This window comes from Myxacorys almedinensis A (assembly GCF_010091945.1).
GTDB lineage: Bacteria > Cyanobacteriota > Cyanobacteriia > Leptolyngbyales > Leptolyngbyaceae > Myxacorys > Myxacorys almedinensis.
On the sequence record NZ_WVIE01000037.1, the window covers coordinates 18127 to 31228 of the forward strand.

The following is a 13102-nucleotide window of genomic DNA, read 5'->3' on the forward strand; positions in this document are numbered from 1 at the left end:
AAACGCTCTCCACGGTTGAGCCAGCGTTGCGGCTTGGGTCAACCCTTTCAGTGGAGAGCGCAAATAGACAAACACAGAAGCAAAACGTCTTAGCTCAAGACCGACAGCGCATTATCGGTATACACCGTTGTTAATGCGATCTTGACCTTCGACCAGTTCCTTTGTCACCTCTGTAACGGTGAAATTATCGAGATTAGACTGTAGAACTTCTTTTTGCTGACCGGTCAAGCCAGGAATATCGAGAACATCTTCTACGCTTTCGTAAGGGGCATTCTTGACGATGAGCCCTGCCAACGTAGGATACAAGCCCGGATATTGGCGGAAATAGCGGACGTTGGTGTTGTTGAGGTCAAGCTTTCTCCCAAAAGCGGTGGATAGCTTATCCGAAACAACGTTGCGTAAGTCTTCGGCAGATTCTACGGCTAGCACAGTTGTTGAAGACCGTAACGACGCCCTAAAATCGCTGAGATTTGCTGCCATTGCGTTCTGTGAAAACCATCCTAAGCAGCTAACTATCACACTTAGGGTGACAAAAAAGCGAATCAAACGTTTCATGTTAATCTTTCCCTCCCACTCAGTCGAGCAGACGCGATACACAGCTTTATATTAGAGACTATCATTTTCGGGTTCCAATCTGCTGAAGAAGTTTTGGGCGATTAGGAATGCCTACTGCAGTGCGTTGCCAAAAGAGATGCAAGGGAACCTCTATTCTCGCCTAGATTTAAGGGACTAGCCGTATCCGGTTGTGCCAACTTTGGCTCTGAGAAAGCTTTCTAAATCAACGAATAAACAGCCATGCGTTAGGGTTGGAGTGTCGTACCCTTTGAGGTCAACCGTGTGTGGATCAAAGAAATCGCACTCACCCACAAGACGAGTGACATAGGCATAGGTTGTTTCTCCGATCGCAATATCCATGCCAATTTGTTTGGTAGCAGATTCTAGCCGAAAGGCAGCATTTACGGTATCGCCTAAGGGGGTATAGTCGGGGCGATCGCCGCTGCCAGTATTACCAACCATGGCAAATCCGGTATTGATCCCGGCCCCAATTTTTAGGGGAAATGGAAGTGGATATTGGCTGTATAAACTATTAGTCATTTTATGTAAAGCGTTCACCGCTTGGAAAATTCGCAGGGTTTCGTCGCGGCTGACGCCTTGGGTTCCATGAGTCCAGACTGCCATCACGGCATCACCAATATATTTATCTACCCAACTTCCGTACTCGCGGATAATATCTCCAGCGCAGCGAAACCATGTGCCGATCACTTCTGACAATATTTTTTCGTCAAGCTGGCGAGTCAGCACTGTGAAGTCTCGAATATCGACAACTAAGACCGAAATGAGACTGCGGACATGCAGCGTAGCGGTTGCCGTAAATTCCTTAGAGTCTGATCCGATGGACGGGTCGGGAGAGCGAAGCACAGAACAGTGAAACTGTAGCTCGGTTTGCCCAAAGGTGAGGCAATCCCCGTTGTGCAGGGTCACGGGAATGCTGACTCGGCGACCGTTAACAAATGACCCATTGCGACTGCCCAGATCAATCAAATAAAACTCGCCGGTTTCCATCCATTGCAGCATGGCATGGTTGCGAGAGATCCAGCGATCGCGGATCACAAACGTGTTGTCTTCGCTGCGCCCAAACGTCCAGCAGTTGCCGTCTACCAATAGCAAAGGGGTGCTTCCAGCATCGGTATGAAGGATTAAATGGGGAGCGGGTTGTAAAGTCACCACAGGCAGTTAAAGGGCACACATCATCCGTTTCTATGATGCATCTTGACACATCAACCGGGGTCAGTGGTAGCGCTTGGAATTTTACCGTGGTGACCTGCTATGCCTCAGTAATTTCCGGATGCTTAATGAGAAGTTTATCTTACATTTTAGGAGAATCTCTCATGACCCCAACCCGTTAGGCAAACAGGGCAGCGACCCAAAATAGGCTATCTACAAAAATTGTGGCTAAGACAGCGCCACTAAATGCAAACCAGTGCAGGGTTCGGAGTCGAAACGAAAAGATACCTACACTCAGCAGCACCCCTGCCAGCAAAACAACCCAGCTTAGCCCCCAGGGAGTATTCATTTGAACTAGCGCCTGCTGAAAGATAGGTCGCACGGCTTCTGGCTCGACTTGCATCAGTTGCTTCCAGAAGGGAATCAAGTTTGCTAAGTAAAAGTACACATCGGTCACAACTGTGCCAAACAGCGAGCCGAGATAGAAAAAGTTGCCAATTTTGCACCAGTTTTGCGTGATGCCCCACAGCGCGATCGGGAGTGCGATCGCTTCGATGGGCAAATGCAGCCCAGGTTCCCACCGCATCCATCCCCAGTAGAGCGATCCGGCTAGCCATGTCCAGGTAAAGCCTGTTAGCAAGTCGCCCCAGATTTGAGTCTGCGGCTTAGAGGCAAGGGAGAGGCTCAACCACGCCCAAAACCCGGTTAGTGCCAAGCTGAGAAAGGGGAGCGATCGCACCAAGGGCGCTTCAAAAAAAACGGGAACCGATACCAGAAAGGTAGCCCCGCCAAATATTAGAAGAGCAGTGGAAATCTGAGATGGCGGTGAGACTGGGGTTTCTAGTGCCAGAGTGTGAGGCATCGAGCGAAGAAGCTCGGTGTCTGGGGAACAAACGGCGGGGTTGGGTGGCGATGACAACAAGGGTTTTGGGCTTATGATTAATTTTTATTTACGTTACTTAACATTACCACATCTATTGAGGGGGCTGGAGCTAAGAACGGGTAAATCAGACTTAAGCAGGAGTATCCCCCCTAGGGGCATCATCACTCATCCTAGCGGAAATTCCTGAGCGCGATCGCACTTCCACGAAAAACAAAGTGATAAGGTACTCAAGAGCAATCCGCAAACCTAACCTGCCCATCAACAGGAGCACAATTCATGCCCTTGCTTTCGCCCTTTTTAATAGATTTCATCGCTCAGACAGAACCGGCAACCGTGGGATTTACGGCGATCATTCAAGGCATTATTTTAGGTCTTGTGCAGGGCATTACCGAATTTCTGCCGATCAGCAGCACGGCTCACCTGTTAATTTTCACCGACATCTTTGGTTGGAAAACCGTTTGGACCAAAGAAGCGACGGACGCGATCCAGTTTGGTAGCGTGATTGCGGTGGTGATGTATTTTTGGAAGGATATTCAGCAGATCGCCATGGGCGCGATCGCGGCGGTTCAGACCAAAAACTGGCAGCGCGACGAATGGAAGATTTTGGTCGGCATTATCATTGGTACAGTGCCCGTGCTGAGTGCCGGGTTTATCCTCAAAAAAGTGCTGAACCTGTCGTTAGAGAGTCCGTTGCTGATTGCGATCATGTCGCTGGTGATGGCACTTTTGCTGGCTTTGGCAGAAAAAATTAGCAATCGCATCCGGACATTTAACGACCTCCGCATCATCGATGGATTGATCGTTGGCATGGGGCAGATGGTCTCTCTACTGCCAGGGGCATCGCGATCGGGATCAACGTTGACAACCGCACTATTCATAGGATTTGATCGCACAACCGCCGCTCGGTTTTCATTTTTGCTCGGCATTCCAGCCCTGACGATCGCGACCGTGGTTCAAGGAACAGACGCGCTCAATCAACCCGCGATGTTCCTCCCTTTGCTAGTGGGCACCGCTTCGGCATTTGTGTTTTCATATTTATCGATCGCATGGTTGCTCGATTTTTTGCAGCGTCAGACGACATGGGTATTTATCTGGTATCGGCTGGGGCTGGGGGCGACCCTATTGGGTGCGATCGCATCCAACCTGTTGGGATAAAAGCCGATTGATGAGTGATGATCCGCGAGGGCAGGCGCTAGAAAACCTGAAATGGCGAGCAGAATGGCTGTTTGAGCGATACGATTTGCTGTTGCCGAGCATTGATGAATTTATGCCAGCAACTGTTCGGCGTCATGTGGCAACGCGCGTTGCAGAACTCAGAGATGCCCTCAAAAATTCTGAGATTCCGATCGAAGAAGTTCAGCGCCGCTTTGAACGGCTAGACAGTAATTTGTTTGTAATTCGCAACTCCATTATTGTGGATGATTTGAGTGGATGAGGTGAGTGCCCTGGTAGATGATCAACTTCGACAGATAACTAGTAAATTGTCAACGTTCAGTCGATGGGTAGATGGGTGCATGAGCCGATGGTTCCGATTACCAGACTCTCCCCCTCTCCCCCTAGTCCCTCAGTTCAACCTTGATTGACCACTAGGACTAGGGCAGAAACACGAGCAAAGACGAGCCGCGATCCAACCGACTTCTGCCTTGATACACTGGAAATCTGATTCCTTAAGCCGTCCCAATTCATGAGTGAAGCCTCGATTCGTCCTGCCTTAGTTACTGCCGTTCAGCCGGGATCGATCGCAGAAGAAATCGGTTTTGAGGTGGGCGATCGCGTGGTATCGATCAACGGTCAAGCACCCCGCGACTTGATCGACTATCAATTTTTTTGTGCCGATGAAGTGCTAGAACTGGAAGTTTTAGACAAAAAGGGTAATGCCCATCGCGTCGAGATCGAAAAAGAGTACGACGAAGACTTGGGGTTAGAGTTTGAAAACGCTTTGTTTGACGGCTTGATTCAATGCACCAATCGCTGTCCGTTTTGTTTTATCGATCAGCAGCCTCCGGGCAAGCGAGACAGTCTTTACCTTAAAGACGATGACTATCGCCTCAGTTTTCTCTACGGAAGTTATCTCACCCTGACCAATTTACCGCCACCCGAATGGGACAGAATTGAGAACATGCGCCTGTCTCCGCTCTACGTTTCGGTTCATGCGACAGAACCAGACGTGAGAATTCGCTTGCTCAAAAATCCGCGAGCTGGAAAATTGTTGGAACAGTTGGCATGGTTTCAAGCACGGCGGTTGCAACTTCATGCTCAAATTGTGCTTTGCCCTGGCGTAAACGATGGGGAGCATTTGACTCGCACATTGCTCGACCTAGCCGAATTTCATCAGGGGGATGTGCCTGCCGTCACGTCTGTTGCCGTGGTTCCTGTGGGTTTGACGCGCTTTCGCCCCGCAGATGATCCTCTAATTCCCGTCACTCGCGAAAAGGCGCAAGAGGTGATTGCCCAAGTTGAAGCCTTGCAGAACCAGTTTCGTCAGAAATTTGGCTCTACGTTTGCGTGGCTTGCCGATGAGTGGTTTTTGATTGCGGGGCAAGGTGTGCCACCAGAAGCACATTACGAAGATTATCCCCAAATCGGCAATGGTGTTGGATCGATTCGGCTGTTTTTGAAGGAGTTTCAGCAGGCGGCAAAACGGTTGCCCACCGCGATCGGGCGCTGCCATCACCTCAGTTGGATTGTCGGAAATGCAGTGGAACTCGCCTTCGAGCCAATCGTAAGCCGCCTCAATCAGGTAGAAAATCTTACCGTCAACCTCATTGCTATTAACAGCACCTATTGGGGACAAACGATGACTGTTACCGGATTGCTAACGGGTCAAGATATTCTGCAAGCCCTGCACGGAAAAGAGTTGGGAGACGGAATTTTGCTGCCTTCATTGATGCTAAAGCACGATGCAACGGTGTTTCTAGACGATATGAAGGTAGAAGAGTTAGCGCAACAGTTAAACACTAAGATTTGGATTATTCGGGATGTTGACGAACTGATTGAAACCTGTTGGCAGCCGATCTCAGAAGCCGCGAGTCGCCTTGCGAAGCCCCGCAAGATCGTGGTTGAGCCATAGGGTTTCTATCCCAGGCTTGATCTTCTAGGCTTGATCTAGAGTTATCGATAGAGCCAGGTTGTCCAGGCGTATTTTTTGCCCTGGCGGACGGGCAACGATTGATGCGGATGGGTGTAGTAGGCCGGAAATACGATCGCGCTTCCCCGGTGTGGTTTGACTTTGATTGCTTGTCGATCAAACAACGTTTCGCCACCTTCACAATCATCATTGAGATAACCAACCACGCTGATATCACGGGTAGGAATGCCTTGCTCAAGTTCTTGAAAGCGGCTTGAGAGCAAAATATTGTCAACGTGTCGCTTATATTGCTGCCCAGGCAGATACCGCAGAATAGAGCAAATTTCGGCGTAAGGAAATTTTATCCCATAGATTTGTTGTAGCGCTTGCTGAATCACAGAAATCTTTTCGAGGAGCAATTGATTCATTGTGTTCTGCATTTCATGGGTTTGATCGAGTTTTAGCAATCCACTACTGCGAACATCGCGATCGACAGTTTCTAGCAAAATTGACGCCGCCTGAAAGTGACAAGATTCTGACCCATGAATGATGCGATCGCACAGGTCAGGTTCCAGTAGATTCTCGATCAAAAAAATCTCTGCCCCTAGATCAACTACCGAGTAATTCACTTTTGCCTCAGCCTCCAGGTTCAGTCACAGGTATTTTGGCTTGTCTGAGCGATCGTGGTCTCCGTGTAAATTGGCATACATCAAAAAAATATCAAGGCTTGACCGTAAATTTACCCAATTTACTTTGAGTGCAGACATAATTCAAATAAGCCCTTCAAATCTCAAAACACTCCATTCTAAACCGCCGCCGAGCCACAGACCGCTCCCAATTATCTGTGCTCTTGGTTAGCCACACCCTCCCTAAGTATTTGCTTGCAAGGAAGTTAATATGTCTAATGATCGACCTCTTGTATCCATCGGGATGCCTGTTTTTAATGGTGAGGATTTTCTAGAAGCGGCACTAGAGTCCCTTCTCAATCAAACCTTTACTGATTTTGAAATTATTTTGTCGGATAATGCCTCTAGCGATCGCACCGCCACTATTTGCCAAGCCTACGCCGCCCGCGATTCGCGAATTCGCTACTATCGCAACCCGCACAACATTGGGGCAGCAGAAAATTACAATCAGGCGTTTCGGCTGTCGCGGGGCACATACTTCAAATGGGCAGCCCACGATGACCTCTGTGCGCCCACCTTTTTAGAGCGGTGCGTAGACATTTTAGACCATGATCCATCAGTGGTTTTGAGCTTTTCTGACGTGGGACGCATCGACTGGGCAGGCAATGAGCAACCTCCAAAGCGCGATCGTCCCCGTCGTCTAGATTCGTGGGAAACCCCGGCGCGCTTTGCTAGCATTGTGCTGCAAACCTTCTGGTGTTACGAAATTTTCGGGTTAATTCGCGCAGACAGTCTCCGCAACGTTCAGCTACAGCGGGGCAACTATGGAACCGATCGCGTTGTCTTAGCAGAGCTAAGTTTGCAGGGTCGCTTTATTCAAGTTCCTGAAACTCTGTTTTTCCGGCGGTTTCACCTCAAGCAATCAACCTGTCTTGCCTCCGCCAAAGCCCGCCAACAATGGCAAAACGGCGATCGTAAACGCAATCCATTTTGGGAGCGTAGCTCCGTTGGCTTTGTGCAAGGCATTCTTCAAGCACCCATTACCATCCCCGAACGGCTTCAGTGTTTTGGCGTGGTGTTTCAGTATCTGACCTGTTCAAAAAATTGGCTTTATTTTCTACCAAAAGCTCTGAGACAACAACTAGCACAACGCAAACCACAACCATATCGCGATCCTGCGGAGCTTCGCAAGGCGAATCGCATCAGCACTCACGCTGCCGACTCATAACCCAGAATTATCACGAGAATCAGATTTTCAAGCCGTGGCGCGCCGACAAGCTCGTATACTTAAGATTGGCTTCAGTTTGTGAGCGCACCCTTGGGTATTGATCTTCGCAGTTACGTTTATATTGATCGCCTCCAGGCTCAACATGCTGCCTATCTAGGCACCGAGTCTTTGGGATTTTTACCATTGCCAGGAGATGCCTCTTTGTGGTTAGAGATTTCTCCGGGCATTGAGATCAACCGGATTATGGATGTAGCAATGAAATCGGCTGTGGTGCGCCCCGGCGTGCAAATCGTAGAGCGGCTGTATGGCTTGCTGGAAATTCATGCTAGCAACCAGGGCGAAGTACAGGCGGCAGGAAAGGCAATTTTGAGCGCGTTGGATGTGCGTCAGCAAGATTGTTTCAAGCCAAATGTGATCTCCAGCCAAATTATTCGCAATATCGATGCCCACCATACCCAACTGATCAATCGGACACGCCGCGGCAACATGATTTTGGCAGGGCAAACGCTCTATGTCTTTGAAGTCGAACCTGCGGCCTATGCCGCCTTAGCCGCTAACGAAGCAGAAAAAGCGGCACTGATCAACATCCTCCAAATTTCTGCGGTGGGTAGCTTTGGGCGATTGTATTTAGGCGGCGAAGAGCGGGATATTTTGGCGGCATCAAGAGCCGTGGTTGACGTGATGGAAAGTCTTTCAGGGCGAGACTATCCTGGAACAGTTCGTAAAGAATAGAGAGAGGCGGCAATGGCAGATCCAAAGCATCTGATGTTGCTGCAACAGGGTGCGGTTACCTGGCTGAAGTGGCGATCGCAGCATCCTGACTTGCATCCCGATCTCAGCAACGCCGACCTCGATGGCGCAAATCTTCGCGGCGCAAACTTAACGGCTGCCAATTTACGCCGTGCTCATCTAAGCTGGACAAAACTTATCGCCGCCCATCTCAGCTTTGCCACGTTAAATCAAGCCATGCTCCACAAAGCCGAACTCATCGACGCTGATCTGCACCATGCAGAATTTATTGATGCTCATCTCATTGGCGCTGACTTTAGCGGTGCCAATTTGAGTTTTGCCAACTTTATCGGGTCAGATCTCAAAGGGGCAAACTTTAACAACGCAGATTTAACCCACGTTAACCTGATCGGCACTGAGCTAAGAGGCGCGACCTTTCGGAAAGCCGATCTCAGCAATGCTGATTTACGACGAGCCGCGTTAAGCCATGCAAATCTCACCGAGGCAAACCTGGCAGGGGCAGATCTCACCAGTGCAACGTTGTATGAAGCAGAATTAGCACAGGCACATTTGTATCGATCGCGGCTGCCCAAAGCAAACTTGGTGCAAGCTCATCTTATTGCCGCCTACTTAGTTGAGGCAGATTTGAGTGAAGCCAATCTTTCTAGGGCAGATTGTTCTTGGACAAACCTCAGTAAAGCAAATTTGGCAGGGGCAGACCTCACTCGCGCAAACTTGAGAGGCGCAAATTTGGTGGGGGCAAACCTCACTCGCGCAAATTTGAGCCGGGCATGCTTGAGGGGTGCGCTCCTCGATCGCACCAATTTGCGCGAGGCAACCCTGTCTGACGTGGAGCTAGGAGAGGTTGATCTGAGTCGGGCGAATTTGCAAGGGGCACTCATGCCGAGGGGAGACGTTCATCCCTAAGAAAACCCCGCAATCTCCCAGAAAATTTTTAGTTATGCCAAACCTGCAAACGTTTGATCGAACTGGAACCTTGCGGATGAAAGAGCGACTATCTAAAAGGGCGAACGATGGGGATCGAACCCACGAATGGAGGAATCACAATCCTCTGCCTTAACCACTTGGCTACGCTCGCCATCAACACGACATTTATCATAGCATCTTGCTAATAATTTTATCCAAAATGCAGCCAGAATTTGTTCGTTGCTTAAGATGGGAAGAACCTTGGAGATGAGCCGTGGATCGTGGTGTGATATGAAACCGTTTCAAATGTTTTTAGGTGGATTGGGCGTTGGGCTGGCTGGGCTTGGAGCGCTGATGGCAGCCACAAATCCGCCGGAAGCGGCGTTTGAGGAGTTTGCTGTTGGAAAGTTGAAAACAGACGGTTGCAAGGAGGTTCCATCCATGCTGCGGCAGCAGTGTCCAGAATTTGTGGAGGACAACCAGGCAGAGCTTAAAAAGCTGATTACTCAGAGTAGCGATCGCCAAAATTATTTCCTTTTCAGCATTTACAGCACTAATCTATCTGCCCGTTCTTTGTTTCCGGGTGTGCCTTTTTTTATCAAAGTGCCCTCGTTTCGGCTAGAAACCGTGGGCATGTTTGGCAAGTTTTATATCTACGATGCCAACAAGCAAGAGTAGCAGCCTGGGATGGCTCTGCCAACGTTTGAAGGATCGGGGCTTGAGGAGCAGGGGGCACGTCGCCTGCATTCTAGCTCTTTCCCACACAGCTTTAAGGATTTGCGAGTTGAGCTTATTCAAGGGGCAGTTGCAGATCTTTTAGCGTGGGCGCATCGTTAAGAAATGCTCCGGTTAGCAGTAGCGTTGTCTGAGTATCTAGCGTTCCGGTAGCGGTGATATTGTGCGATCGCTGAAACTCTTTTAACATTGCTTTCAGGTTTGAACTGTTGTAACCCAACTGTTTGAGATAGTCCATAGCTTGCGATTCGCGCAGCAATAGCACCTCTGGGGGACGATAAATCGGAACGTATTGCTGACGCCACACTTCGGCAAATTCTGAACGGGTGAACAAGAAAATTTTGCCACTGGAGGGATCTGCGATCGCGGCTCGGGTTTTATCCATTCCCAAGAGCGCAACGGCGTGGGGCAACTTGCGGGTTCCATCGATCAGCCAAACGGCTAACACACCCGGACGGTTGATCGTCTGCATTTGCTCCCACGTCGGCGATAGCTCGATGCCGTCTAACCCAAACGTTCTAGCCGCATCTATTATCTGCGGCATCGTAGTGCCTAAGCGACTTGTTTTCGCATATTTTGCCACACTCACTTCAGTTGCGTCTTGAATATTCCACCGACGCAAGACAGTCGCGAGGGCAGACGGCGCACAGCTTGTCATAGAGGTTTGCTTAAAGACGCCATTAGGCTGCAAGTTGTCTATCAGATCTCCGTAGATCGGAGCCAGAATATAGCTTTCGGCAGCGCTGAAGCCGCCAATGCCTAACACACTCAGTAGCACCACGCTCCAGATTTGGGGACGCGCTGATCGTTGGGTGATGGCATAGGCAACGCCGCAAAAGCCTAGAAAGCTAATCCGAATCAGCGTCCAGCTTGTTTGCAGCCCATAGATTCGCCAATTTTGCGGAAAAATTTTGGATTGAGGGATATTTAGCATCACCACAATCAGAAGAATGTAGAGTCCTAAAAAGAGCAGAGAGACCGCGTTTTTTCCTTGAAAAACATTTTCGCTTGGGATGGCGCGATCGCCGTTGCCAAGGTTTGCACAATCGCTCCAAAATCGCCCCGCTTTTATGCCTCCCCAAAAACATAAGCCTCCTAGCACTACCGTTGCGATCGCTTCTAAAATCATGAACTCTGCTTCCTCTGGGTCTTCCCTATGATTCCCCGCTCAATTGCTGGCATAATGGGGAAGTTTTCGCGATGCGCCAGAAGAATGTCGCAATTGTTCTGCCCCTCGCTAGACTTAAAGTTCAGACGTTCGGTTCTAACCATTCCTCGTTATAAACTGCCAAGCCCTGCTATGCGTACCCATTACTGCGGTCAAGTTCGAGCGAGCCATATTGGAGAAACGGTCACCCTGTTTGGATGGGTGGATCGACGGCGCGATCATGGGTATGTGATTTTTATCGATTTGCGCGATCGCTCTGGCACGGTGCAGGTGGTTAGCGATCCTGAACGGACGCCGCGATCGCACCAGCAGGCGGGGGATCTTCGCAATGAAGATGTGATCAAAATTGTGGGACGGGTGACAAAGCGCCCGGATGAATCGCTCAACCCCAAAATTCCGACGGGGAAAATTGAGATTTATGCCGACGAAATTGAGATTCTTAACCCTGTGCAGAAGCAACTTCCGTTTCAGGTGTCGTCGGCGGATGCAGAACCCGTGCGCGAAGAGTTGCGTCTGAAGTATCGCTATTTAGATCTGCGGCGCGATCGCATGAGCCAAAATCTGCAATTGCGCCATCAGATCATCAAAACCATGCGGCGCTATCTCGAAGATACAGAAGGCTTTATCGAAGTTGAAACGCCAATTTTGACCAAATCTACGCCCGAAGGCGCACGGGATTATCTCGTGCCGTCGCGGGCGAACCCAGGAGAATGGTATGCCTTGCCGCAATCGCCGCAATTGTTTAAGCAACTGCTGATGGTGGCAGGGTGCGATCGCTACTACCAAATTGCTCGATGTTTCCGCGACGAAGATTTGAGAGCAGAACGCCAGCCAGAATTTACCCAGTTAGACATGGAGATGAGCTTCATGTCCCAAGAAGAAATTTTGGAACTCAACGAAAACCTGGTTTGCACCATCTTTAAAACCATCAAAGGCATCGAAATTCCCCGTCCGTTTCCCCGCCTGACCTATGCCGCTGCCATGGCGCGCTACGGCAGCGATAAACCCGATACCCGGTTTGGCTTAGAGCTAGTTGATGTGTCGGATGTGCTCGAAAATTCCGGGTTCAAAGTGTTTGCAGACGCCGTTTCCAAAGGCGGAATCGTGAAGATTTTGCCGATCCCCAACGGCAACGACGCCATTTCTAACGTGCGAATCAAGCCCGGTGGGGATCTATTTAAAGAAGCTTCCGAAGCTGGAGCGCGAGGATTGGCTTACATTCGAGTGCGCGATGATGGTGATATTGATACGATCGGCGCGATCAAAGACAACCTCACTGAGGCGCAAAAGCAAGACATTCTCCAGCGTACCAATGCCAAGCCAGGACATTTGCTACTGTTTGGGGCAGGTGATGCCACTACGGTTCACAAAACCCTCGATCGCTTGCGGCAATATATTGGCAACGAACTCGGCATGATCGATCCAGACCAGATCAATTTGCTGTGGGTCACCGATTTCCCCATGTTCGAGTGGAACGCGGACGAGAAACGCTTGGAGGCGTTGCACCATCCTTTCACTGCTCCTCACCCTGACGATGTTGAGGATCTCAAAACTGCCCGTGCCCAAGCCTACGATTTGGTGTTCAACGGCTTTGAAGTGGGCGGTGGCAGCGTTCGCATTCACCAACCAGACGTGCAGGCAGCGGTGTTTTCAACCATCGGCATTTCCGACGACGAAGCCCAAAGCAAATTCGGGTTTTTGATCGAAGCCTTCGCGTACGGTGCGCCGCCCCACGGCGGCATTGCCTATGGCATCGATCGCTGGGTGATGCTGCTTTCTGGCGAAGACTCGATCCGCGATGTGATCGCCTTTCCAAAGACGCAGCAGGCGCGATGTTTGCTCACGGGTGCGCCCTCTGGTGTGGATGACAAGCAGCTTAAAGAATTGCAGGTTGCCTCGACTTACAAGCCGAAACTAGCCACGCCTGCAAAACCATCTTAACGTGAGTTCGACGGATTAAAAGATGGCAGGAGGGAGAGCAGGCAAGCCTTTTGGCTGCAAGTCGAGCGAGGGT

13 protein-coding genes and 1 tRNA gene are annotated in these 13102 nt (G+C 50.1%); 8 read left to right on the forward strand and 6 right to left on the reverse strand.

Annotation, left to right across the window (positions count from 1 at the left end):
- Positions 1–111: 111 nt before the first annotated feature.
- The 3 genes from psbU to GS601_RS20805 all read right to left on the reverse strand — a co-directional run bounded on the left by psbU (position 112) and on the right by GS601_RS20805 (position 2587).
- Positions 112–555, reverse strand: a complete 444-nt coding sequence (gene psbU / locus GS601_RS20795; RefSeq protein WP_162425212.1) for a photosystem II complex extrinsic protein PsbU — start codon at positions 553–555, stop codon at positions 112–114.
- A 174-nt stretch (positions 556–729) separates the two neighbouring features.
- Positions 730–1728, reverse strand: coding sequence for an FHA domain-containing protein (locus GS601_RS20800; RefSeq protein WP_162425213.1), 999 nt, complete (start codon positions 1726–1728; stop codon positions 730–732).
- A gap of 175 nt (positions 1729–1903) precedes the next feature.
- On the reverse strand, positions 1904–2587 hold the full coding sequence (locus GS601_RS20805) for a DUF3120 domain-containing protein (protein WP_162425214.1): 684 nt from the start codon (positions 2585–2587) through the stop codon (positions 1904–1906).
- Positions 2588–2884: 297 nt separating this feature from the next.
- Between GS601_RS20805 and GS601_RS20810 the strand changes: the two genes are divergently transcribed.
- The 3 genes from GS601_RS20810 to GS601_RS20820 all read left to right on the forward strand — a co-directional run bounded on the left by GS601_RS20810 (position 2885) and on the right by GS601_RS20820 (position 5678).
- Positions 2885–3763 carry an undecaprenyl-diphosphate phosphatase gene (locus GS601_RS20810; RefSeq protein WP_162425215.1) on the forward strand — a complete coding sequence of 293 codons (879 nt, stop codon included), beginning with the start codon at positions 2885–2887 and terminating at the stop codon, positions 3761–3763.
- A 10-nt stretch (positions 3764–3773) separates the two neighbouring features.
- Positions 3774–4043: a hypothetical protein gene (locus tag GS601_RS20815; RefSeq protein ID WP_162425216.1), complete on the forward strand. Its 270-nt coding sequence runs from the start codon at positions 3774–3776 to the stop codon at positions 4041–4043.
- A gap of 249 nt (positions 4044–4292) precedes the next feature.
- A complete protein-coding gene (locus GS601_RS20820) occupies positions 4293–5678 on the forward strand; it encodes a TIGR03279 family radical SAM protein (protein WP_162425217.1) in 1386 nt (461 codons plus the stop codon).
- 41 nt (positions 5679–5719) lie between these two features.
- Here GS601_RS20820 and GS601_RS20825 read toward each other — a convergent pair whose 3' ends face one another.
- Positions 5720–6304 carry a 2OG-Fe(II) oxygenase gene (locus GS601_RS20825; protein ID WP_338017100.1) on the reverse strand — a complete coding sequence of 195 codons (585 nt, stop codon included), beginning with the start codon at positions 6302–6304 and terminating at the stop codon, positions 5720–5722.
- Between the two features lie 268 nt (positions 6305–6572).
- On the opposite strand from GS601_RS20825, the gene GS601_RS20830 reads away from it, so the two are divergent.
- The 3 genes from GS601_RS20830 (at position 6573) to GS601_RS20840 (ending at position 9185) form a co-directional block, all read left to right on the forward strand.
- Positions 6573–7529 (forward strand): glycosyltransferase family 2 protein, encoded by a 957-nt coding sequence (locus tag GS601_RS20830; RefSeq protein WP_162425218.1) that lies wholly within the window; start codon positions 6573–6575, stop codon positions 7527–7529.
- Positions 7530–7619: 90 nt separating this feature from the next.
- Complete coding sequence (locus GS601_RS20835; RefSeq protein ID WP_162425219.1) at positions 7620–8261, forward strand: beta-carboxysome protein CcmP; 642 nt, start codon at positions 7620–7622, stop codon at positions 8259–8261.
- Between the two features lie 12 nt (positions 8262–8273).
- Positions 8274–9185, forward strand: coding sequence for a pentapeptide repeat-containing protein (locus tag GS601_RS20840; RefSeq protein ID WP_162425220.1), 912 nt, complete (start codon positions 8274–8276; stop codon positions 9183–9185).
- Positions 9186–9284: 99 nt separating this feature from the next.
- Here GS601_RS20840 and GS601_RS20845 read toward each other — a convergent pair.
- A tRNA-His gene (locus GS601_RS20845) sits at positions 9285–9357 on the reverse strand.
- A 95-nt stretch (positions 9358–9452) separates the two neighbouring features.
- Between GS601_RS20845 and GS601_RS20850 the strand changes: the two genes are divergently transcribed.
- Positions 9453–9863, forward strand: a complete 411-nt coding sequence (locus GS601_RS20850; protein ID WP_162425221.1) for a DUF4359 domain-containing protein — start codon at positions 9453–9455, stop codon at positions 9861–9863.
- 112 nt (positions 9864–9975) lie between these two features.
- Here the strand turns inward: GS601_RS20850 and GS601_RS20855 are convergent, their stop codons facing one another.
- Positions 9976–11049 (reverse strand): cysteine peptidase family C39 domain-containing protein, encoded by a 1074-nt coding sequence (locus GS601_RS20855; RefSeq protein ID WP_162425222.1) that lies wholly within the window; start codon positions 11047–11049, stop codon positions 9976–9978.
- Positions 11050–11220: 171 nt separating this feature from the next.
- On the opposite strand from GS601_RS20855, the gene aspS reads away from it, so the two are divergent.
- Positions 11221–13029, forward strand: a complete 1809-nt coding sequence (gene aspS, locus GS601_RS20860; protein ID WP_162425223.1) for an aspartate--tRNA ligase — start codon at positions 11221–11223, stop codon at positions 13027–13029.
- The last annotated feature ends 73 nt before the right edge of the window (positions 13030–13102 follow it).